The organism is Shewanella sp. 5_MG-2023 (assembly GCF_030547465.1).
Classification (GTDB): Bacteria; Pseudomonadota; Gammaproteobacteria; order Enterobacterales; family Shewanellaceae; genus Shewanella.
This window is the reverse complement of the sequence record NZ_JAUORC010000017.1, coordinates 39,715-61,194: the sequence shown is the minus strand read 5'-3', so window position 1 is coordinate 61,194 and position 21,480 is coordinate 39,715. Positions and strand designations below refer to the sequence as shown.

At 43.3% G+C, this 21,480-nt stretch carries 19 protein-coding genes and 1 riboswitch; of the genes, 18 read left to right on the top strand and 1 reads right to left on the bottom strand.

Translation table 11 applies throughout. From position 1 onward, the window contains the following. Positions 1–70: 70 nt before the first annotated feature. The 14 genes from Q4557_RS11665 to Q4557_RS11600 all read left to right on the top strand — a co-directional run bounded on the left by Q4557_RS11665 (position 71) and on the right by Q4557_RS11600 (position 17,037). On the top strand, positions 71–1,750 hold the full coding sequence (locus Q4557_RS11665) for a 4Fe-4S binding protein (protein WP_102520201.1): 1,680 nt from the start codon (positions 71–73) through the stop codon (positions 1,748–1,750). A gap of 10 nt (positions 1,751–1,760) precedes the next feature. Further along, on the top strand, positions 1,761–2,456 hold the full coding sequence (locus Q4557_RS11660; protein ID WP_102435962.1) for a molecular chaperone: 696 nt from the start codon (positions 1,761–1,763) through the stop codon (positions 2,454–2,456). Between the two features lie 136 nt (positions 2,457–2,592). Beyond that, complete coding sequence (locus Q4557_RS11655) at positions 2,593–2,796, top strand: twin-arginine translocation signal domain-containing protein (RefSeq protein ID WP_102435964.1); 204 nt, start codon at positions 2,593–2,595, stop codon at positions 2,794–2,796. 17 nt (positions 2,797–2,813) lie between these two features. Beyond that, positions 2,814–5,663: a formate dehydrogenase subunit alpha gene (locus tag Q4557_RS11650; RefSeq protein ID WP_102435965.1), complete on the top strand. Its 2,850-nt coding sequence runs from the start codon at positions 2,814–2,816 to the stop codon at positions 5,661–5,663. A 26-nt stretch (positions 5,664–5,689) separates the two neighbouring features. Next, positions 5,690–6,286 carry a formate dehydrogenase FDH3 subunit beta gene (gene fdh3B / locus Q4557_RS11645; RefSeq protein WP_102435967.1) on the top strand — a complete coding sequence of 199 codons (597 nt, stop codon included), beginning with the start codon at positions 5,690–5,692 and terminating at the stop codon, positions 6,284–6,286. A 48-nt stretch (positions 6,287–6,334) separates the two neighbouring features. After that, positions 6,335–7,345, top strand: a complete 1,011-nt coding sequence (locus tag Q4557_RS11640) for a formate dehydrogenase subunit gamma (RefSeq protein ID WP_303412855.1) — start codon at positions 6,335–6,337, stop codon at positions 7,343–7,345. A gap of 761 nt (positions 7,346–8,106) precedes the next feature. Next, positions 8,107–8,304 carry a twin-arginine translocation signal domain-containing protein gene (locus Q4557_RS11635; protein WP_102435971.1) on the top strand — a complete coding sequence of 66 codons (198 nt, stop codon included), beginning with the start codon at positions 8,107–8,109 and terminating at the stop codon, positions 8,302–8,304. Between the two features lie 17 nt (positions 8,305–8,321). Next, a complete protein-coding gene (locus Q4557_RS11630) occupies positions 8,322–11,177 on the top strand; it encodes a formate dehydrogenase subunit alpha (protein WP_102531515.1) in 2,856 nt (951 codons plus the stop codon). 28 nt (positions 11,178–11,205) lie between these two features. Next, complete coding sequence (fdh3B, locus tag Q4557_RS11625; protein ID WP_102435975.1) at positions 11,206–11,775, top strand: formate dehydrogenase FDH3 subunit beta; 570 nt, start codon at positions 11,206–11,208, stop codon at positions 11,773–11,775. Between the two features lie 74 nt (positions 11,776–11,849). Continuing rightward, the gene (locus Q4557_RS11620) at positions 11,850–12,839 is read left to right on the top strand and encodes a formate dehydrogenase subunit gamma (RefSeq protein WP_102435977.1); all 990 of its coding nucleotides are present in this window, start codon (positions 11,850–11,852) and stop codon (positions 12,837–12,839) included. Positions 12,840–13,158: 319 nt separating this feature from the next. Next, a complete protein-coding gene (locus Q4557_RS11615) occupies positions 13,159–14,496 on the top strand; it encodes a coproporphyrinogen III oxidase family protein (RefSeq protein ID WP_303412850.1) in 1,338 nt (445 codons plus the stop codon). A 171-nt stretch (positions 14,497–14,667) separates the two neighbouring features. After that, the gene (locus Q4557_RS11610; protein ID WP_102520223.1) at positions 14,668–15,522 is read left to right on the top strand and encodes a PfkB family carbohydrate kinase; all 855 of its coding nucleotides are present in this window, start codon (positions 14,668–14,670) and stop codon (positions 15,520–15,522) included. 395 nt (positions 15,523–15,917) lie between these two features. Continuing rightward, complete coding sequence (locus Q4557_RS11605; protein WP_303412847.1) at positions 15,918–16,628, top strand: MOSC domain-containing protein; 711 nt, start codon at positions 15,918–15,920, stop codon at positions 16,626–16,628. A 49-nt stretch (positions 16,629–16,677) separates the two neighbouring features. Further along, complete coding sequence (locus Q4557_RS11600; RefSeq protein WP_102435982.1) at positions 16,678–17,037, top strand: DUF4870 domain-containing protein; 360 nt, start codon at positions 16,678–16,680, stop codon at positions 17,035–17,037. Between the two features lie 97 nt (positions 17,038–17,134). On the opposite strand, the gene Q4557_RS11595 is transcribed toward Q4557_RS11600, so the two are convergent. Beyond that, complete coding sequence (locus Q4557_RS11595; protein ID WP_303412845.1) at positions 17,135–18,784, bottom strand: electron transfer flavoprotein-ubiquinone oxidoreductase; 1,650 nt, start codon at positions 18,782–18,784, stop codon at positions 17,135–17,137. Between the two features lie 208 nt (positions 18,785–18,992). Continuing rightward, positions 18,993–19,126, top strand: a riboswitch (molybdenum cofactor riboswitch). On the opposite strand from Q4557_RS11595, the gene moaA reads away from it, so the two are divergent. From moaA to moaE, 4 genes are all read left to right on the top strand, one after another. Continuing rightward, positions 19,114–20,094 carry a GTP 3',8-cyclase MoaA gene (moaA, locus tag Q4557_RS11590; RefSeq protein ID WP_102476472.1) on the top strand — a complete coding sequence of 327 codons (981 nt, stop codon included), beginning with the start codon at positions 19,114–19,116 and terminating at the stop codon, positions 20,092–20,094. (Overlaps the previous riboswitch by 13 nt.) Positions 20,095–20,158: 64 nt before the next feature. Then, positions 20,159–20,641: a cyclic pyranopterin monophosphate synthase MoaC gene (gene moaC / locus Q4557_RS11585; protein WP_102476471.1), complete on the top strand. Its 483-nt coding sequence runs from the start codon at positions 20,159–20,161 to the stop codon at positions 20,639–20,641. 111 nt (positions 20,642–20,752) lie between these two features. Further along, the gene (moaD, locus tag Q4557_RS11580; RefSeq protein WP_076541374.1) at positions 20,753–21,001 is read left to right on the top strand and encodes a molybdopterin synthase sulfur carrier subunit; all 249 of its coding nucleotides are present in this window, start codon (positions 20,753–20,755) and stop codon (positions 20,999–21,001) included. 2 nt (positions 21,002–21,003) lie between these two features. After that, positions 21,004–21,480: a molybdopterin synthase catalytic subunit MoaE gene (gene moaE / locus Q4557_RS11575; protein ID WP_102476470.1), complete on the top strand. Its 477-nt coding sequence runs from the start codon at positions 21,004–21,006 to the stop codon at positions 21,478–21,480.

The window sequence follows — 21,480 nt, the reverse complement described above, 5'->3', positions numbered from 1 at the left end:
TTTAAATACAAAATGGATTTGCAGCCCTGATAAATCACCTAAGCGTTAAAAAACTGTTCAGGAACGCAATGTGAGCAATAGTCAAACCCCGCTAGAACTAAAACAAGTTCGCCAGCAGGTATTAGCACAGACTCAAGTGATCCAAAACTTGATCCCGCCAACAGTCAGTTATACGACTGAAGGCAATGTGTTAGTCATCGGCCCAGAAGATTTGGCCCGATTAGCTGCGGATAAACTGTCAACCATGGCCAATACGGTTATTTTGGCAAATGAAGCCATTACCAGCCAAGATGAAGCTCATCTTGAAGCGGTAATGAACGCTGCAGTAAATAGCGAAAGCTATTACAACAAACTTATTTCTGTTAAAGGCTTTTTAGGTCAGTTTCAGGTAACCGTTGAGAATGAAGGCGCGGGTGAAAACCAAGCGGCGACTGAGTTAAGTCTTGTTGCTATTCGTAAGCCGCATTTTGATATGGTTTTAGACCTGAGCATGTCGCCATGTCTTAACCTTGAAATGCTACCACCAGGTTATTTCTATGTCGGTCAAGATGCAGATAAATTAGCTGATGCGCTGGAGCAAATTCCAGATTTAGTTGGTGAATTTGATAAGCCACGTTATGTGAAGGTGAACAGTGATATCTGTGCTCATAACCGTAATGGCGTCAATGGCTGTAATCGCTGTTTAAACTTCTGCCCTGCTGATGCAATTAGTAGCATCGAACAAAAAATCGAAATTGATCCTTACCTTTGTCATGGTGCGGGTAGTTGTACTAATGCTTGTCCTACAGGGGCTATCGCATTTGATTTACCAACGCCACAAGCACTTCATAGCTATATTCAAAAACTGGTTAGTCGTTACCTTGAGCAAGCACAAGCTGCCCCTGTCATCTTATTCCATGACGGTGCCGTTGGTGCAGAGCACATTACCGCTGATCTAGTGGGTGACATCATTCCAGTTGAGCTGGAAGAAATCACGGTTGCTAGCATTGATCATTGGATGTCAGCATTAGCATGGGGCGCACGTCAGGTATTAATTTTAAATACCGATGCGACTGCACCCACGTTAACGCAAATGTTAAATGGTGAACTAATATTAGCTAATAGCATTCTAGATGAAATGGGTCAGCCACAGCGCATTAGCTTGATAGACACCCAAGCATTAGCAGCCTTAGATGATAAGTTAGCCATAAGCCTAGATTGGCCATTAATCGTACCTGCTGCGTTCACGCCAAGTACCAAGCGCGAAACATTATACGCTGCAATTGATCATTTAAATGAACAAGCAGCAGCGACTGATAGTGCCATTGCAATGAGCAATGTGCCTTACGGTGTAGTTAACGTCGAAGTTGATAAATGTACCTTGTGTATGTCTTGTGTAGCAACCTGCCCAACACAAGCATTAACCGATGGTGGTGAATCACCGTCACTGCATTTTGTAGAGCAAGACTGTGTGCAATGTGGTTTATGTGAAACCTCTTGTCCTGAAAACGTGATTAGCTTAACGCCGCAAATCAATTTGGACCAAGCAGCACGTCAGCAGCGTCAAACGTTAAAAGAAGAGCCTCCGTTCGAGTGTATTCGTTGCGGAACCGCTTTTGCTACACAATCGATGGTTCATAGAATGATCGATATGATTGGTGGACATTCTGCATTTAACGCCAATATTGAGCGCCTAAAAATGTGTGGTGATTGCCGCGTAAAAGATATGTTTGAAGACATTCTTGAAGACCCAGAGAAGCAACTTCGATAAGAGATCCAATATGACCGAATTAGTTAGAGAAATTTCAGAAAACGATCAGCTACGGGCAGATATTTACCAATTATTAGCTGCATTACTACGTCGCCATCCGAGTGAAGAACTGCTGTCATTTTTAGCTGACATCGAAATAGAAACAGAAGCTGAAGATGATAACGACATGAGCACGGCTTGGCTGGCGCTAAAGGCAGCTGCGACCCAGTACACACAAGAGCAACTTGAAGAAGAATACTTCAATATTTTCTTCGGTGTTGGCCGTGGTGAAGTATTGCCATACGGCAGCTGGTTTATGACAGGCTCGTTAATGGATAAGCCATTAGCACTGTTACGCCAAGATTTAATGCAATTAGGTTTTGCTCGCGAAGAAGACGTTAAAGAGCCAGAAGATCATGTTGCAGCATTATGTGAAGTGATGGGTACCTTGATTTTAGAGGCGCCAGGTTATCGTCAATTAGCATTTTATCAGCGCCATATTGGCAGCTGGATTGCGCGCTTTTGTGACACCTTAGAGAAAACACCGAGTGCAGCGTTTTATGTGCCTGTGGCGCAGCTAGCAAAAGCATTTTTCATCATTGAAGCCAATGAGTTTGAGCAACTAAGCTTAGATATTCCAGTTAATTGCCCAGGTTCTGAAGCCGAAAAAACTGCTGCTGATGAAGCAGACAAGATTGAACCATCAACCAATGAACTTGCCTCTTAGGTAATTTTTAGGCTGTTGGTGCAAAGATTTATGCCACAGAGTTTGACTCTGTGGCATAGACTGAAAAGGAAGGCAACTTCCATAAAAACAGAGAGTAATTTTACTCTTATAACACGCGTTAAATTAAGGAGAGACTATGAAGAAGCAAGCTTCCGACATGGGTCGTCGTCAAATGCTAAAAGCATTGGCTGTCGGCAGTGCCGCTGGCGCAGTTGCCACTGTTAGCGGACAAGCTCTTGCCGCCTCACCAGAAGCTACACCCGTTGTAGGTAAAAGTGATGGTTATAGAGAAACAGACCATGTACGTAGTTATTACGACACATTACGTAGTAGCAAGTAATTTAAGGAGAATATGTGATGCGATTAACCCGCAAAACAGAAGCAGTCAAAGTCGCAGATAAACCTGCACTTGGACTCAATCGTCGCCAATTTTTGAAGTCTGCAACCCTTGCTACAGGTGGTATTGCTGCCGCTTCAATGCTGGGCGCCGGAATGATGCGTAAAGCTGAAGCAAAAGATGTTGCTTACGATGCGCCGACTGAAGTGATACGTACTATTTGTTCTCACTGCTCAGTGGGCTGTGGTATTTATGCTGAAGTGCAAAATGGTGTATGGACAGGTCAAGAACCTGCATTCGATCACCCATTTAACGCTGGTGGCCATTGCGCCAAAGGTGCTGCACTGCGTGAACATGGTCATGGTGAAAAACGTCTTAAATACCCAATGAAGCTAGAAGGCGGCAAATGGAAGAAACTTTCTTGGGAGCAAGCCATTGAAGAAGTGGGTCAAAAAGCCCTCGATATTCGTCAAGAATCTGGTCCTGATTCAGTATTTTTCATGGGTAGTGCGAAGTTTTCAAACGAACAAGCTTATATGTACCGCAAATTGGCAGCAATGTGGGGCACCAACAATGTCGACCACTCTGCACGTATTTGTCACTCTACCACTGTAGCCGGTGTTGCAAACACTTGGGGCTACGGTGCGCAATCAAACTCTTTTAACGACATGCGTAGCTCGAAAGCGATGATGTTTATCGGTTCGAACCCTTGTGAAGCTCATCCGGTTTCAATGCAACACATCCTTGAAGGTAAAGAGCGCGGCGCGAAAATTATCGTAGTCGACCCGCGTTTCACTCGAACTGCAGCTAAGTCTGACGAGTTCGTGCATATTCGTCCTGGTACGGATATTCCTTACATTTATGGTTTGTTGTGGCACATTTTTGAAAATGGTTGGGAAGACCAAACATTCATCGACCAACGTGTATACGGTATGGAACGTATCCGTGAGGAAGTGAAAAAGTGGACCCCTGCCGAAGTTGAACATGTTGCTGGCGTGCCTGAAGCGCAGATGCATCGTGTCGCCAAGTTACTGGCTGAAACTAAGCCTGGTACTGTAGTTTGGTGTATGGGTGGGACTCAGCATCACATAGGTAATGCTAACACTCGTGCATACTGTATCCTCCAATTAGCCCTTGGTAATATGGGTGTTTCTGGTGGTGGAACTAACATCTTCCGTGGCCATGATAACGTTCAAGGTGCAACTGACTTTGGCTTATTGTTTGATACATTGCCAGGTTACTATGGCCTTAAAACAGGTTCATGGAAACATTGGTGTAATGTATGGGACTTGGATTACGAGTGGGTTAAAGCCCGTTTCGATCAAGAGCAACGTCTAGGTCAAGATCCAATGACTTCAACGGGTATTCCATGTTCTCGCTGGCATGATGGTGTCCTTGAAGACAAATCTAAGATTGCGCAGAAAGATAATATTCGTATGTCATTCTTCTGGGGGCAATCAGTCAATACTGAAACCCGTGGTCGTGAAGTGCGTGAAGCATTGAACAAAATGGATACAGTTGTTGTTGTGGACCCATTCCCAACGATGGCAGGTGTCATGCACGAACGAACTGACGGTGTGTATTTATTACCTGCTGCAACTCAGTTTGAAACATACGGTTCAGTCTCTGCTTCAAACCGTTCACTGCAGTGGCGATCACAAGTTATCGAACCATTATTTGAGTCAAAAGCTGACCACATTATCATGTACAAGCTGGCGAAAAAATGGGGTATCGATGCTGAGTTCTGTAAGCATATTAAAGTTAATGGCGATGAGCCGTTGATTGAAGATATGACCCGTGAGTTCAACAAAGGTATGTGGACCATTGGTTACACTGGCCAGAGCCCTGAGCGTTTGAAAATGCACCAAGAAAACTGGGGCACATTCGATATGGAAAGCTTAGAAGCGCCAGGTGGTCCAGCTAAAGGTGAAACCTACGGTTTACCTTGGCCTTGTTGGGGCACGCCAGAAAACAAACATCCAGGTACGCAAATTCTTTACCGCACTGGACGTGAAGTTAAGTATGGTGGTGGTAACTTCCGTGCACGTTACGGTGTTGAGCATAACGGTAATAATATTCTTGCTGAAGGTTCTTATTCAAAAGGATCTGAAATCAAAGACGGTTACCCAGAGTTCACCGCTGACATGCTGAAACAGCTTGGCTGGTGGGATGACTTAACTGCTGAAGAGAAAGTTCACGCTGAAGGTAAAAACTGGAAAACAGATATTTCTGGTGGTATTCAACGTGTTGCTATCAATCACGGTTGTATCCCATACGGTAATGCCAAAGCACGTTGTATTGTGTGGAACTTCCCAGATGATATCCCGATTCATCGCGAGCCGTTATATACCCCTCGTCGCGACTTAGTGGCTAAGTACCCAACTTACGAAGATCGTATGGTTGCACGTCTTCCAACTCTGTATAAGTCTATTCAAGAAAAAGACTTTGCTAAAGACTTCCCATTAGCGGTAACTACGGGTCGCTTAGTTGAGTATGAAGGTGGTGGTGAAGAAACACGCTCAAATCCATGGCTTGCAGAATTGCAGCAAGAAATGTTTATTGAGATTAACCCTGCTGATGCAGCCGACCGCGGCTTACGTGATGGTGATGATGTATTCGTTCACAGTCCAGAAGGCGCTAAAATCACAGTTAAAGCAATGGTGACTCCACGAGTCATTGCTGGTGAATGTTTCATGCCATACCATTTCGCGGGTGTATTCGAAGGCAAGAGCCTAGAGAAAAATTACCCTGAAGGAACCGTACCTTACATTATTGGTGAAGCTGCCAATACCGTAATGACCTATGGTTATGATGTTGTGACTCAGATGCAAGAGACTAAGTCTAGCTTGTGTCAGATCAGCAAAGCCTAATTAACTTGATGAGGAGATAAGCCATTATGGCAGTCATGAAATTTTTGTGTGACACAAAACGCTGCATCGAGTGTAACGGTTGCGTCACAGCTTGTAAGAACGAAAACGATTCCGCTTTAGAGTGGGGTATTCAGCGTCGCCGCGTGGTTACTATCAATGATGGTGAACCCGGTGAAGCGTCAATTTCTGTTGCATGTATGCATTGTACCGATGCTCCTTGTATGGCCGTATGTCCGGCGGATTGTTTCTATCAAACCGACGATGGCATTGTGCTACACGATAAAGATACTTGTATCGGTTGTGGTTACTGTTTTTATGCATGTCCTTTTGGAGCGCCACAGTTCCCGAAAAAGACCGCATTTGGTAGCCGCGGTAAAATGGATAAATGTACTTTCTGTGCCGGTGGCCCAGAAGAAAACCATTCCGATGCCGAGCGTCAGAAGTACGGTGCAAACCGTATTGCTGAAGGTAAGTTACCTATGTGTGCTGAGCTTTGTTCAACTAAAGCCCTGCTTGCTGGTGATGCCGAAATCGTATCGAGTATCTATCGCGAACGTATGTCTAAGCGCGGTAATCCGAATACCATTTGGGGCTATGATCCTAAAACGGGTGATATGGTTTAGACAGTGCAAAGGTTACGGGCTTTGTCCGTAACCAAGCAAGGAGTGACAATGTTAAACAAACAGTTAAACAAATCACTGCGTAGCTTGTTTGCTCTGTTGGTTCTGGTGATGGGGTTAGGTTTTGCAACCACAACCTTAGCGGCAGATGAACAATCAAGTAAGCAGCAGGCAGGGAAGGAAAACCCGGCTGAATTATGGCGAGCAGTGAAAGCTGGCGACTCTGGCTTTACAACAGCTCAAGGTATTGAACCCGGCGTACTGATTAATGTTGCGGGCAATCAAGGTCGAATAATCAGAGATGACTATATTACTCCCGGAGTGGCGTTAGCTCTCGTAGGTGTATTTGCTGCATTTTTACTATTCTACTTTGTTAATGGCCCAGCAAAATTGGCGAAGGGGTATTCAGGCAAGATGGTTGAGCGATGGTCTAAAGCAGATATTTGGCTGCATTGGATTATGGCCGTTGCCTGTTTAACGTTAATGCTAACTGGTCTGGTGATCATACTAGGTAAAATTGTTATTCAGCCCTATGTCGGTGCGAGTATTTGGGCTGGAATTATAGCCTTTTGCAAGCTAGTGCATGATTGGGTTGGTCCAGTCTTTATCGTATCTTGGTTACTGAGTATCGTTAAGTGGATGCCACTGCAAACCTTTAAGATGTATGATTTAAAATGGTTTTTAGTGGTTGGTGGTTACATCAATTTCGGTCCATTTAAAGGTAAGCATCCAGATAGTGGTTTTGCCAACGCCGGTGAAAAAATGTGGTTTTGGACATTAGTGTTCTTTGGCCTATTCATCAGTGTATCAGGCATCATGCTAGTGTTACCGGGATTAGATTTACCCCGTGAAGCTTCAATGGCCGCGCTACTTATTCATGGCATTAGTGCTGCGATTCTCATTGCATTTACCATTGTGCATATTTGGATGGCAACAGCATTGAGTGAAGGTGGTATGGAATCCATGGTTTCAGGCTATTGTGATGAAAACTGGGCGATGCAGCATCACAACGTTTGGTATGATGAAATCAAGGCGAATGGCACGTTAAAATATCAGAAGTAATAATGACTTAGCATATTTTTAGTTTGTGCTTAAAACACCTCAACAGAGTCTATCTTGTTGAGGTGTTTTTATATCTGCCTGCTGGCGGAACGGGTAGTTTTGTCAGTACCTATTTTATTGCTCACTGCTGGACGAATAAATCGCTTAATTTAGGCCGCTATTCCAACAGCTATTCCAAGAGCTACTTGGACCAATTTTAGTGGCTTATTGATTGCAGTTATTACTGAATTTTCTTGGACGCTTTCTGCGTGCTACTCATGCTACAAAGTAACTTGCTTGTTAATATTTACTGAGTGATTTGTGGGCAGCTAACTATTGGTTATTTTAATAACCAAAAGCACTATAGGTACAGGTTGTAAGTCCTAAAAGTTATATAGTGATTATGGTGTTTATTTAGACAAAAACCGTATAAAAATCCTTTTAACTCAATCTACTTGTTAAGTGATTTAACACTGTAAATGCAGCTGAAATCCAACCCCAAAGTTTTGTTCTCACACGGCATGTTTTGAAAACATGACCCAGTTAACGCTTTCTTTATTTATTGGTTATTTTAGGCCAATGAACAGGTGTCAGATCATATTATTTCAGCCTCTCTCTCTATATATTAGCGGCGTAAATTTGTGGACTAGATTCATTTATATGTGTTTTTACCTTTTTAGTTCATCCACTTAACCATTAATTAACAATGGTGTTTGGTAACTAGAAAGGCCTAAGAGGGCATCTGCATGATAAGCAGATGTGTATTAAACCCAGGAGTAAAGATGAAGAAGCAACAGCCTGATCTGAACCGCAGATCTTTGCTGAAAGCCATCACCGTAGGTAGCGCTGCTACTGCAGCAATTGCTGTTTCAGGTGTGAGTGTGGCAAAAGCAACCGAGAGTAACATTAGTATCAAAGGTTCTAATGGTTACAAAGAAACTGCGCATATTCGTAGCTACTACGATAGCTTACGCGGATAATTCAGGAGAAATAAGCGATGAAGTTAACTCGCAAGTCTACAGCAGCACCTAAAGCTGCTAGCAAGTCGCTCGGTATCAACCGTCGTCAATTTATGAAGAATGCAGGTATTGCTACTGGTGGTATCGCCGCTGCTTCATTAATGGGCACAGGCATGATGCGTCGAGCTGAAGCAAAAGAAATTGCTCATGATGCACCAACTGAAATCAAACGTACCGTATGTTCTGCATGTGCTGTTGGTTGTGGTTTATACGCTGAAGTACAAAATGGTGTTTGGACAGGTCAAGAGCCTGCATTCGATCACCCATTTAATGCTGGTGGACACTGTGCTAAAGGTGCTGCATTACGTGAACATGGTCACGGTGAGAAGCGTCTTAAATACCCAATGAAATTGGTTGATGGCAAGTGGAAGAAACTATCTTGGGAGCAAGCTTACAACGAAGTTGGCGACAAGATGCAAGATATCCGTGAAGAGTCAGGTCCTGATTCAGTTTACTTCATGGGTAGTGCTAAGTTCTCGAACGAAGGTTGTTACATGTACCGTAAATTTGCGGCTATGTGGGGCACGAACAACATCGATCACTCTGCACGTATTTGTCACTCTACCACTGTAGCTGGTGTTGCAAACACTTGGGGCTATGGTGCGCAAACTAACTCTTTCAATGATATCCAAAATGCAAATGCAATCTTCTTCATCGGTGCAAACCCGGCTGAAGCGCATCCAGTTGCAATGCAGCATATCTTATTAGCGAAAGAGAAAAACAACGCGAAAATCATCGTTGTTGATCCTCGTTTCTCACGTACTGCAGCGCACGCTGACCTACATTGTGGTCTACGTCCTGGTACTGATATTCCATTCATTTACGGTATGCTATGGCACATCTTTGAAAATGGTTGGGAAGACAAGACGTTCATCAAAGAACGTGTTTTCGAAATGGAATCAATTCGCGAAGAAGTGAAAAAATTCCCGCCTAAAGAAGTTGCTGATGTAACTGGCTGTAGCGAAGAAGAAGTTTACCAAGCTGCGAAAATGATGGCAGATAACCGTCCAGGTACTGTTGTTTGGTGTATGGGTGGTACTCAGCATCACGTGGGTAACGCAAACACTCGTGCTTACTGTATCCTTCAATTAGCCCTTGGTAACATGGGTGTTAAAGGCGGCGGAACAAACATTTTCCGTGGTCACGATAACGTACAGGGTGCGACTGACTTAGGTTTGTTATTTGATAACTTACCAGGTTACTACGGTCTGACTTCTGGCGCTTGGGATCACTGGACGAACGTTTGGGATCTTGAAAAATCTTGGGTTAGTAATCGTTTCGACCAAGGTACTTACTTAGGTCGCGACCCAATGACCACTCCTGGTATTCCTTGTTCTCGCTGGCACGATGGTGTGTTAGAAGAGAAGGGTAAACTAGCGCAGAATGACAACATCCGTATGGCATTCTTCTGGGGTCAATCTGTTAACACTGAAACTCGTCAAAGCGAAGTGCGTGATGCATTAGATAAGATGGACACAGTTGTTGTTGTGGATCCATTCCCAACTATGGCGGGTGTTATGCATCGTCGTCAGAACGGTGTTTACTTGCTTCCAGCTGCGACTCAGTTCGAAACTGAAGGTTCAGTATCTAACTCTGGCCGTAGTCAGCAGTGGCGTGAAAAGGTTATCGAGCCTTTATTCGAATCAAAAACTGACCTTGAGATCATGTACCGTCTATCTCAAAAGCTTGGTTTTGCAGAGCAATACACTAAACGTATCGCTAAAGATGCCAATGACATCCTAGTTATTGAAGACATCACTCGCGAAATCAACCGCGGTATGTGGACTATTGGTATGACAGGTCAAAGCCCTGAGCGTATCAAAGAGCACACTCAAAACTGGGGCACGTTCAGCAACAAGACTCTTGAAGCTGCTGGCGGACCTGCTAAAGGCGAAACTTATGGTTTACCTTGGCCTTGTTGGGGTACGCCAGAGCAGAAGCATCCTGGTACTCAAATCCTGTATAACACAAGCAAACACGTTAAAGACGGTGGTGGTAACTTCCGTGCACGTTACGGTGTTGAATACAAAGGTGAGAACATTCTTGCTGATGGCAGCTTCTCTAAAGGCGCTGAAATCACTGATGGTTACCCAGAGTTCTCTGCACAAATGCTTAAGCAATTAGGTTGGTGGGACGAACTAACAGCTGAAGAAAAAGCATCAGCTGAAGGTAAAAACTGGAAAACTGATTTGCTAGGCGGCATCGTACGTGTTGCTATTAATCACGGTTGTATTCCATTCGGTAACGCTAAAGCGCGTTGTATCGTTTGGACTTTCCCAGATATCGTACCTGTTCACCGTGAGCCGTTATACACATCTCGTCGTGATCTTGTGTCTAAGTACCCAACTTACGATGATATGCAAGTACATCGCTTACCAACTCTTTACAAGTCAATCCAAGAGAAAGACACGTCAGCTAAGTACCCATTAGTACTGACTTCTGGTCGTTTGGTTGAGTATGAAGGTGGTGGTGAAGAGTCTCGTTCTAACCCTTGGCTTGCAGAGCTTCAACAAGAAATGTTTGTTGAAATGAACCCTGCTGATGCCGCAGATCGTAGTCTACGTGACGGTGATACTGTGTGGTTAGAAGGTGCTGAAGGTGGCCGTATTAAGATTAAAGTTATGGTTACTCCACGCGTTAAACCAGGTGTTACTTGGATGCCTTACCACTTCGCGGGTGTTATGCATGGCGAAAGCTTAGCGCCTAACTATCCAGAAGGTACTGTTCCTTACGTAATAGGTGAGTCTTGTAACACTGCAATGACTTACGGTTATGACCCTGTGACACAAATGCAGGAAACTAAGGCATCGCTTTGTCAGGTAGAGAAAGCGTAACAGCAGTTTAAGCTAGGAGAATTGCCGAATGGCTACAATGAAATTTTTATGTGATACCAAGCGCTGCATCGAATGTAATGGTTGTGTCACAGCTTGTAAAAACGAAAACGACTCTGCTTTAGAGTGGGGAATTCAACGTCGTCGCGTAGTGACTATCAATGACGGTCAACCAGGTGAAGCGTCTATCTCAGTGGCATGTATGCACTGTAGTGATGCACCTTGTATGGCTGTTTGTCCTGCAAACTGTTTCTACAAAACTGAAGACGGTATCGTACTGCACGATAAAGATACTTGTATCGGTTGTGGTTACTGTTTATATGCATGTCCATTTGGAGCGCCTCAGTTCCCTCAAGGCGGCGCTTTTGGTGCTCGCGGTAAGATGGACAAGTGTACTTTCTGTGCTGGTGGCCCAGAAGCTGATCACTCTAATGAAGAGCGTCAGAAATATGGTGCTAACCGTGTCGCTGAAGGTAAACTTCCAATGTGTGCTGAGCTTTGTTCAACCAAAGCACTGCTTGCAGGTGATGCAGAAATCGTTTCTGCTATCTTCCGCGAGCGTGTTGCATACCGCGGAGCTAACAAAGGTGTTTGGGGTTAATCTCCAAGCGTGTTAGTCAGCTTAGCTATGATGCCTAGGGCAACCTAGGCATCGAATAGCATAGAGGATGTAATATGAACAAGTGGTTCAAACAAATTGGCGTTGTTATCGCACTGATGTTCAGTGTCATGACCTTCGCCCACGCAAGTGGAAATGTTGAAGAGTCTCTAACCGTTCAAGATGGCAATGCACAATTATGGGCACAGCTTAAAGACGGTGCTGAAGGACGTACGACTTCAACAAGTGAGTTCCATAAACAACCAATCAATACCTATGATTTACGTGTATTTGATTTGCGTAGTGACTGGCTTGCTCCTGCTTTAGCTTTATCGCTATTTGGCATGATCATCATTTTCGTACTGTTTATGAAAATTAACGGTATTTCGAAATTACACGGTGGTTTCACTGGTAAGATGGTATATCGCTGGTCTAAATTTGACGTATCAATTCACTGGCTAGGTGCGATTCCTTGCATGTTATTGATTTTGACAGGTTTAGTACTACTTGCTGGCCGTTACTTCCTTCAGCCATACATTGGTGAAGGTATGTGGGCTGGATTGGTAAATGCTTCTAAAGTTATCCATGATTACATGGCTATCCCATTCATGTTGGGTTGGGCGTTAATGGTAGTACTTTGGGCTAAAAACCAAATGCCAAAAATGTATGACATTAAATGGATGATGGTGGTTGGTGGTTACATTAACTTCGGTCCATTTAAAGGCAAGCACCCTGACGCTGGTTTTGCTAACGCAGGTGAAAAACTATGGTTCTGGGCATTTGCTCTATTCGGTCTAATCATCTCAGTATCAGGAATGTTATTACTGTTCCCGAACTTATTTGAACCAAGCCGTACCTTAAGTTTGATTGCACTAGTTACTCACTCAGTGAGCGCTATCGTAATCTGTGCTTTCTCTATCGTGCATATCTTCATGGCAACCGCTATGTCAGAAGGTGGTATGGATTGTATGGTTTCAGGTTACTGTGATGAGCAGTGGGCGAAACAGCATCACAACCTTTGGTATGATGAAATTAAAGCGAATGGCGAGTTAAAATATAAAGACTAATAGGTCTGCAGTATTTTTAGCTAAAGCTTAAAAAGCACCTCCAATGACTTCGGTTTTGGAGGTGTTTTTATTTCGGCTTTAGGTTAACCGTGTTTTAACACAACTTTTTATGATTTTTAACAATGTGATACCTTATATTAGCTATTGGTTGTTTAAGCACTCCTAATTTGTGATCGTGGCTGTAAAAATCGACAGATTTGGTTGTTTTTAACTGATAACTTCTAGATAGTTAACATCCTTGTAGCGTATGTCGAAATTTTCTACTTGAGTAGCAACTCATTAGCGTTGCTTGCGAGCCCCTTTTTAACTAGGAATTGCCATGTCATCAATTATCCGTCCATCAGATACCATTATCCAATCACCTTATCAGGCCAATATCACCACGCCAGATTGGATGATAAATGCGATGGAAAAAGTGATGCAATTTTACGTTGATCGTAATTTGCGTTTAGACACGGTTTCAGCGGAAATGATGCCAGCGCCAGTAGAAGGTAAAAAGTACATGCTGTATGCTCATGTACCTTTTTGTCATACCTTGTGTTCATACTGTACTTTCCATCGTTTCTTATTTAATGAAGATAAAGCTCGTCGCTATTTCGTGTCTTTACGCAAAGAAATGGATATGGTTAAAAACCTCGGTTATGACTTCGAGTCTATGTATATCGGCGGCGGCACCACCACAGTACTAGAAGATGAATTAGCTCGCACTATTGAACACGCCAAAACCCTATTCCCGAACATTAAAGAGGTATCGTGTGAATCCGATCCTCAGCACTTAGACAGCCCTGGCTTTAAGCAGTTAGAAGGCTTAGTCGATCGTATGTCTATTGGTGTGCAAAGCTTTAATGATGACATTTTAGCGATGACAGACCGCATTGAGAAATTCGGTACCGGTCAGCAAACATTTGATAAAATTATGGCGGCAAAAGAGCTGTTCCCGATTATCAATGTTGATTTGATTTTTGGTTTCCGCGGTCAAACCGATGAAGTTATTCAGCATGATTTAGATATGGCGTCTAAGCTAGACCCTCGCCAAATTACTACTTATCCATTGATGATTACCCACCAAACTCGTAAGAGTGTTAAGGGAAAATTAGCTGCACCACATGGTGATATGGCACGTCAGTATCGTCAAATTCTTAATACCTTAAATGGTCAATATACTCAGCTATCTGGTTGGGCATTTGGTAAAGCGCAGAACGAAGGCTTTGATGAGTATGTTATTGATTATGATGAATACTTAGGCGTAGGTTCAGGTTCATTTAGTTTCTTAGATGACACCTTATACGTGAATACCTTCTCGCTTAAAAAATACCAAGAGCGCATTGCCAATGGCAAAATGGGTGTCGAGCAACAAAAGCAATATGGCAAGAAAGAAGTGATGCAATATCGCTTCTTACTGGGCATGTTCTCTGGTCGTTTATCACGTAAGTATTTCCGTGAAACCTTCGGCGTTAACTTAGATACCGCATTGTTTAAAGAAATGGCCTCAATGAGAGCCATAGGTGCAATTAAAAATGACCCGAACGATCCTGATAACCTCATTTGGACCGATAACGGTAAAATGATGGGCTTATTGATGATGAAAGAATTTTATTCAGGCATGGATAATGTTCGCGCTCAATTACGTAAACCCTTGCAAGCCGCTGATATGTAAGCGTCCCAAGCTTAAGAAATAAGTTAATGAAAGGCAGTGACCATGGTCACTGCCTTTTTTGTTATTTGCAGTATACTGATTTTGAATGCATCATCACTGTCCCACCATCCTCGTCATTATTATCATGATGATTTTGGTGCATTGGACATTGGATTGTTAAAAGAGACCGCTATGGCTAATATTTTACTGCTTGCCAACATTAACTGTGACCGCTTACTGGAATTAGATAAACCGCTGCAAACCGGAGGTCGCTTTCATTATCAAGATGGCGGCTTACGGCTCGGTGGCGGTGGTGCTAATACCGGCATCGGTTTGGTATGGGCTGGGCACAATGTCTCGTTAGTGAGCCAAGTGGGCTCTGACAAGATAGGTAATTGGATTTTGGCTCAAGCCAGCACCAAGGGGCTAGATTGCCGCTTAGTGGAACGCTTTGATGGCGCAACCTGTGAAATGTTATTGGTGATGACGCCCGATGGTGAACGCACTATTATCCGCCCACAAAGACCCCTATTTGAACTAAGCACGCCGCCAAACTGGCAACAATGGGATGCGCTATACACTAACTCATCAGCTAAAGGCATTAGTCAATGGACCGCATCAGCCCTTGATCATTGCTTGGTCGTATCGCAGTTAGCTAAAGATGAGCGGGTACGACCATGCCATATTTTAATTGCTTCAATTACCGATATGCATGGCCGCTGTGATGACAATAAGTGGGATTTTGCCGCTAAAATTGCCGGTGAGTCATTGCAATACTTTGTGGTCACCGATGGCGAGAATGGGGCGATAGCCTATAGTGCCAATGAACAGTTTCATGTACCAGCAGTAACAGCGCAAGTGTTAGATACTACAGGGGCTGGAGATGCCTTTGCCGCAGGCTTAATTCATTATTTATGCCAGCAAAAAGCCATTACCCAAGCCATGGAAGAAGGGGCAAGATGGGCCGCCATTGCCGTGGCTACTGCCAGCTCAGTCCCAGGAGATGCGCTGCAGCATTATCTTCAATCAAAAAAACATAGTGAGTAACTGAAATTAATTCAGTTTAAATAGTGGGCGAATATTTTAGGCTAATTGCTGTTAGTTATCATTTTACTGTCGCCTCAGGTCATATTTTTATCATAAAAGTGTCGTTGTTCTGTCATGTGAGACGATTATTATGACAAGGTAACTTATTGAACAGGATGCTTTATATGGCTTTTTGTTGAAAAAGTTTCTTCCATTTCTGGGATACGTTAATGCCCAATGTAATTTGAAAGATTTATGCCCCTGCAATCTCCCCATTTGCAGGGGCTTTTTGTTTAGCATCGCTCTTTTGTGTTAGGGCTAAAAATGCGCTTTGAAAATTCCCTATAGTAAGCACTGCTATAAGCCTGCTATATTCTTAAATAATCCAATCCCTTGTTAATTAAGAGTTACTGCTCATGGATGCTCAGTTGCTGGTTAAAAAAATTTCCGCTTTATATCAAGGAGAACAAGTTAGTGCTCTTGGTGATCAGACGCACCTTATTGATAGTGGCATTAACAATAAACAACTCGCCCAAACCCTTATCGTCTCCAAGCTGGGCGTAACAGGCGATGACCAAGCAGATCCACAGCATCATGGCGGCAGCGATCGGGTGTTACATCACTTTCCTCGAGAGCATTATGGCCAATATCGTCGTTGGGATTTAATGACAGGCTTTAAAGATGCGCCTGCCATGGGCGAAAATATCAGTAGCGTTGGCTTAGATGAATCACAGGTCAATATTGGCGATATTATTCAAATTGGCACTACGCTATTGCAAGTCACCCAGCCTCGTTCGCCCTGTTTTAAGCTTAACTTACAGTTTGGTCACCCTCAATTTGCCCTTGCTATGCAACAAACTGCGATGTGTGGTTGGTTTTATAAAGTCTTGCAACAAGGTGAAATTAACGCTGGTGATAGCATTTATTTAGTCGAGCGAAAATCGAATATCTCTATTGCTGAGGCGATGAAAATTTACTTTCTAGCAGAAGTGAATATCGAACAATATTCGACTCTGTTGCACTGTGAAGGGTTAGCGCAAACTTGGGTTGCTAGCTTACAAAAACGAATTCAAACGCAAACAATAGAGAACTGGCATTACCGTTTATATGGGCCAGCGCAAAACTAGAAACAGCGACATCAAAATCAAATCAGTAATATAAATAATAGGGAAAATCATGAGTGATTCAGTGGATACAGTAGAAAAAGAAGCACGTAATATGGGCTTGTTGGTGTATGCGGCAAGTTTTGCTGGTTATATTATTCCACTGGGCAGCATTATTGGACCACTAATCGTGTGGTTGATGAAACGTGATGAATTTAAATTTGTTGATGAGTGCGGGAAAAACTGTCTCAACTTTAAATTGAGCTTACTCATTTATGCCATCGTCAGTTCTATTTTAGCCTTTATTGGTATTGGCTTTATATTGCTTATTCTTTTAGGGTTGATGGATATCATTTGTACCATTATTGCCATTATCAGGGCAGGCGAAGGTATCGCATATCGCTATCCATTAACGATTAACTTCATAAAGTAATGACGTTGAAAATCATTTAGAGCCTATATTGCTTGCAACAAAAAGCCGCATTGTTTATATGCGGCTTTTTAGTGGCTGAAACACATCTAAATAAAGATTACATGTTCGGGTAGTTTGGACCACCGCCACCTTCAGGGGTGACCCAAGTGATATTTTGACTTGGATCTTTAATGTCGCATGTTTTGCAGTGAATACAATTTTGCGCATTAATCACAAACTTGTTTTCAGCGCCGTCGGTAACCACTTCATATACGCCAGCAGGGCAGTAACGCTGGGCTGGCTCGTTGAACTTAACTAGGTTTACCGCGATAGGGATCGAAGGGTCTTTTAAATGTAAATGACACTGCTGATCTTCTTCATGGTAAGTATTAGATAGGTAAACTGACGATAATTTATCGAAACTTAATTTGCCATCAGGTTTAGGGTACTGAATTTCTTTGAAGTCTTTAGCTAAGCCCATTTCTGCATGATCTGGAGCTTCATCACGTAAGGTGATTGGAAATTTACCGCCGAACCAGTTTTGGTCGATATAGTTAAATGCACCGCCAAGGTAAGTACCAAACTTATGTAAAGCAGGGCCAAAATTGCGAGATTTAACCAGCTCTTCATGGAGCCAGCTTTTTTCTATGCGCGTTTGGAAACAATCTAAATCTTTACCTGCTTCAACCCCAGCCATTAATGCTTCCGCTAAGGTTTCTGCAGCGACAATACCGCTCTTCATTGCGGTATGGGTGCCTTTAATTTTGGCAAAGTTTAGCGTACCTGCATCACAACCAATTAATAAGCCGCCAGGAAAGCTCATTTTAGGTAATGAGTTAAGCCCACCTTTTGCAATTGCTCTTGCGCCATAAGTAATACGCTCACCACCCGATAAAGTTTGTGCGATAACCGGATGCTGTTTATAACGCTGAAATTCATCGAACGGACTGATGTGAGGGTTTTTATAGTTAAGGTCGATAATCAGTCCAACTGCCACTTGGTTATCTTCCATGTGGTATAGAAAGCCGCCGCCAGATGCACCATCATTTAAGGGCCAGCCACCTGTGTGTACCACTTTACCTTGCTGATGCTGTTCAGCAGGGATTTTCCACATTTCCTTAAAGCCTAAGCCGTAATGCTGTGGCGTTTTACCATTATCTAGATGATATTTTGCAATTAACTCTTTACCTAAATGACCGCGGCAACCTTCAGAAAACACCGTGTATTTAGCATGCAGCTCCATACCCGGCATATAGCTGTCTTTAGGCTGGCCATCAATGCCGACACCCATATCGCCAATTAAAATACCTTTGACGCTATTATCGGTATTGTAAAGTAGCTCACTGGCCGCAAAACCAGGGAAAATTTCCACCCCTAATGCTTCAGCGCGCTCAGCTAACCAGCGAGCGAGGTTACCGACACTGATGATGTAGTTGCCATCATTGTGCATGGTTTTTGGTACTAAGCTATTGGACATAAGCTGAGATTTACTATCAGAGCTCAATAGGTAGATTTCATCGTGAGAGACTTTAGTATTAAGTGGAATGTCTGAATCGCGCCAATCAGAGAATAGCTCATCCAATACCGTTGGTTCAAATACGGCACCGGACAGAATATGAGCGCCGACTTCAGATCCTTTCTCAACCACGCAGACAGTCATTTCCTTGCCTGCATCTTGTGATATTTGCATTAATCGACAAGCAGTCGCGAGTCCGGCAGGGCCAGCACCAACGATAACTACGTCGAATTCCATTGATTCGCGTTCCATCATTTCACCTTAGTTCTTAATTTCCCGTTTTTTGGCGGGTTTGTTATTTTTTTGTTTTACTCACCTTACCTTAAAATTGCTAAAGGTCACAGTAGCAAGTGAGATTTTAAGCTCGTGAGCTGGCTCGCAAATATTTACAGATTTTTGACTAACTGGGACAAAATGTCATAAAAAGATACTGATTCGAGCGAATTTAGGCCTATAATTAAGTCTGACGGTTCTCCGAGCTTTATGTCCTACGTCCACAGATATGGATATTTAGCCGTGGTAATTATGCCACCGGGGTCAGCAAAGAAATGCGCTTACCTCCCACACTTGGAAAGGTTAACATGTCCCAATTACAAGACAGTTTCGGTCGAAGGTTTCACTATTTGCGAATGTCAGTCACTGATGTTTGTAACTTCAAATGCACCTATTGCCTCCCAGATGGTTACAGACCTGATGGCAAACCTAAGTTTCTCGCGTTAAATGAAATTGAAAATTTAGTGGCAGCTTTTGGTGAAGTAGGCACCCAAAAAATCCGCATCACCGGTGGTGAGCCAACCTTACGTAAAGATTTCACAGATATCATTCGTATCGTTGCAGACAATGACAATATCAAAACCATTGCTACCACCACTAATGGCTATCGTCTCGAGAAAAATGCCAAAGAATGGTATGACGCCGGACTTAGACGCATCAATGTGTCGGTTGATAGCTTAGATCCTAAGATGTTTTATCAAATCACTGGTGAGAACAAATTTGATGAAGTCATGCGTGGCATTGATGCTGCACTTGATGCAGGTTTTGAGCGAATCAAAATCAATGCAGTCTTACTCAAAGGGCTTAATGATAAAGATTTGCCCCGTTTTCTGCAGTGGATAAAGAATACGCCGATTGATTTGCGTTTTATCGAACTGATGGAAACAGGCTTAGGCCATGATTATTTCAACGCTCATCATCTAGCTGGACTCGATATTAAGTTAAAACTTGAGTCAGAAGGTTGGTTATATGATCTTCCTGATGTAGATGATGGTCCTGCGCAAAATTTCAGTCACCCAGATTACCAAGGTCGTATAGGGCTTATCATGCCTTATGCGAAGAACTTCTGTGCCAGCTGTAACCGTTTACGAGTGTCGGCCAAAGGTAAATTGCATTTGTGTTTATTTACCGAAACCGGTCTGGACTTACGTGACTTATTGCAACACGAGTCTCAGCGCGCCGAGTTAATTGAGCGCTTACATGGCCAATTAGCCCAGAAAAAAGAAACCCATTATCTCCACCAAGGTATCACGGGTGTCACCAAGCACTTAGCCTCTATTGGCGGTTAAGCTGCTGCGGTTTACTTATATTTGAATAATTTTTTACTCTCAAGATTCTATAAGGCAAGTTAGCATGAGCAATTGTTTTACCCATATCAATGCCGATGGCAATGCCCACATGGTTGATGTCACAGAAAAAAATATCACTGAGCGTGAAGCTCGCGCCGAAGCCTTTATTGATATGGCGCCAAGTACGTTAGAGATGATCATGAGCGGTAGTCACCATAAAGGTGATGTGTTTGCTACTGCGCGTATTGCCGGTATCCAAGCCGCGAAAAAGACCTCAGATCTGATCCCATTATGTCATCCATTAATGCTGACCAAAGTGGAAGTAGACCTTGAAGCGCAGCCAGAACTTAATCGCGTCAGGATCACCAGCTTATGTAAGTTATCAGGTAAGACGGGCGTTGAAATGGAAGCATTAACAGCTGCCTCAGTCGCTGCATTAACCATTTACGATATGTGTAAAGCGGTGCAAAAAGACATGATCATTTCCCAAGTACGTTTACTTGAAAAACGTGGCGGCAAATCAGGTCATTTCCAAGCTGAAGATTAGCCGGCAGCGCTTAACTAGCACTATCACGCTAGTTATCAATGCGAGTTAGCAACATCAGCTATAAAGATAAAATATTAGCCATTTTAAAATTTTGAAAGACGAGAGATTGACATGATCCAGGTCCTTTTTTTTGCACAAGTAAGAGAGTTACTCGGCACCGCTAAAGTAGAAGTTGCTGCTGATGGCGTTAGCAATACTGAACAATTACGTGCAGCCCTAGCCGCTAAAGATGAAAAGTGGGCTAAAGTACTCACCTCAGATAAATTATTAGTTGCCGTTAATCAAACCATGAGTTCATGGGATGCAGCGGTTAAAGATGGCGATGAAGTGGCCTTTTTCCCACCTGTCACTGGAGGCTAACCATGAGCCAAGTGAATACTAAACAAGTGGTGAGAGTGCAAACCGAAGACTTTAATGTCGCCGATGAGTACGCCGCTATTGCACAAGATAACAGTGATGGCGCAGTGGTGACCTTTGCCGGTAAAGTGCGTGACTTTAATGACGGCAGCGCAGTGACTGATCTCACCCTTGAGCATTACCCTGGCATGACTGAAGCGGTATTAGTGCAACTGGCTGAGCAAGCCTATGCTCGCTGGCCGCTGAATTATGTCACAATTATTCACCGTGTTGGCCGTATGGAGCTTGGTGAGCAAATCGTGTTTATCGGTGTTACCAGTGCCCACCGTAAAGCCGCTTTTGCAGCCTGTGAGTTCTTAATCGACTTTTTAAAAACCAAAGCACCATTTTGGAAACTAGAAGCTGGTGAGCAAGGCAATAATTGGGTTGAAGCCCGTGATTCAGATGAGCAAGCAGCCACTATGTGGAATGAATCTAAATAG

Bases quoted from the DNA above. Each gene is read 5' to 3' on its own strand.
- Q4557_RS11660 (WP_102435962.1), top strand. From the start codon at position 1,761: ATGACCGAATTAGTTAGAGAAATTTCAGAAAACGATCAGCTACGGGCA.
- Q4557_RS11655 (WP_102435964.1), top strand. From the start codon at position 2,593: ATGAAGAAGCAAGCTTCCGACATGGGTCGTCGTCAAATGCTAAAAGCA.
- Q4557_RS11650 (WP_102435965.1), top strand. From the start codon at position 2,814: ATGCGATTAACCCGCAAAACAGAAGCAGTCAAAGTCGCAGATAAACCT.
- fdh3B (WP_102435967.1), top strand. From the start codon at position 5,690: ATGGCAGTCATGAAATTTTTGTGTGACACAAAACGCTGCATCGAGTGT.
- Q4557_RS11640 (WP_303412855.1), top strand. From the start codon at position 6,335: ATGTTAAACAAACAGTTAAACAAATCACTGCGTAGCTTGTTTGCTCTG.
- Q4557_RS11635 (WP_102435971.1), top strand. From the start codon at position 8,107: ATGAAGAAGCAACAGCCTGATCTGAACCGCAGATCTTTGCTGAAAGCC.
- Q4557_RS11630 (WP_102531515.1), top strand. From the start codon at position 8,322: ATGAAGTTAACTCGCAAGTCTACAGCAGCACCTAAAGCTGCTAGCAAG.
- fdh3B (WP_102435975.1), top strand. From the start codon at position 11,206: ATGGCTACAATGAAATTTTTATGTGATACCAAGCGCTGCATCGAATGT.
- Q4557_RS11620 (WP_102435977.1), top strand. From the start codon at position 11,850: ATGAACAAGTGGTTCAAACAAATTGGCGTTGTTATCGCACTGATGTTC.
- Q4557_RS11615 (WP_303412850.1), top strand. From the start codon at position 13,159: ATGTCATCAATTATCCGTCCATCAGATACCATTATCCAATCACCTTAT.
- Q4557_RS11610 (WP_102520223.1), top strand. From the start codon at position 14,668: ATGGCTAATATTTTACTGCTTGCCAACATTAACTGTGACCGCTTACTG.
- Q4557_RS11605 (WP_303412847.1), top strand. From the start codon at position 15,918: ATGGATGCTCAGTTGCTGGTTAAAAAAATTTCCGCTTTATATCAAGGA.
- Q4557_RS11600 (WP_102435982.1), top strand. From the start codon at position 16,678: ATGAGTGATTCAGTGGATACAGTAGAAAAAGAAGCACGTAATATGGGC.
- Q4557_RS11595 (WP_303412845.1), bottom strand. From the start codon at position 18,784: ATGGAACGCGAATCAATGGAATTCGACGTAGTTATCGTTGGTGCTGGC.
- moaA (WP_102476472.1), top strand. From the start codon at position 19,114: ATGTCCCAATTACAAGACAGTTTCGGTCGAAGGTTTCACTATTTGCGA.
- moaC (WP_102476471.1), top strand. From the start codon at position 20,159: ATGAGCAATTGTTTTACCCATATCAATGCCGATGGCAATGCCCACATG.
- moaD (WP_076541374.1), top strand. From the start codon at position 20,753: ATGATCCAGGTCCTTTTTTTTGCACAAGTAAGAGAGTTACTCGGCACC.
- moaE (WP_102476470.1), top strand. From the start codon at position 21,004: ATGAGCCAAGTGAATACTAAACAAGTGGTGAGAGTGCAAACCGAAGAC.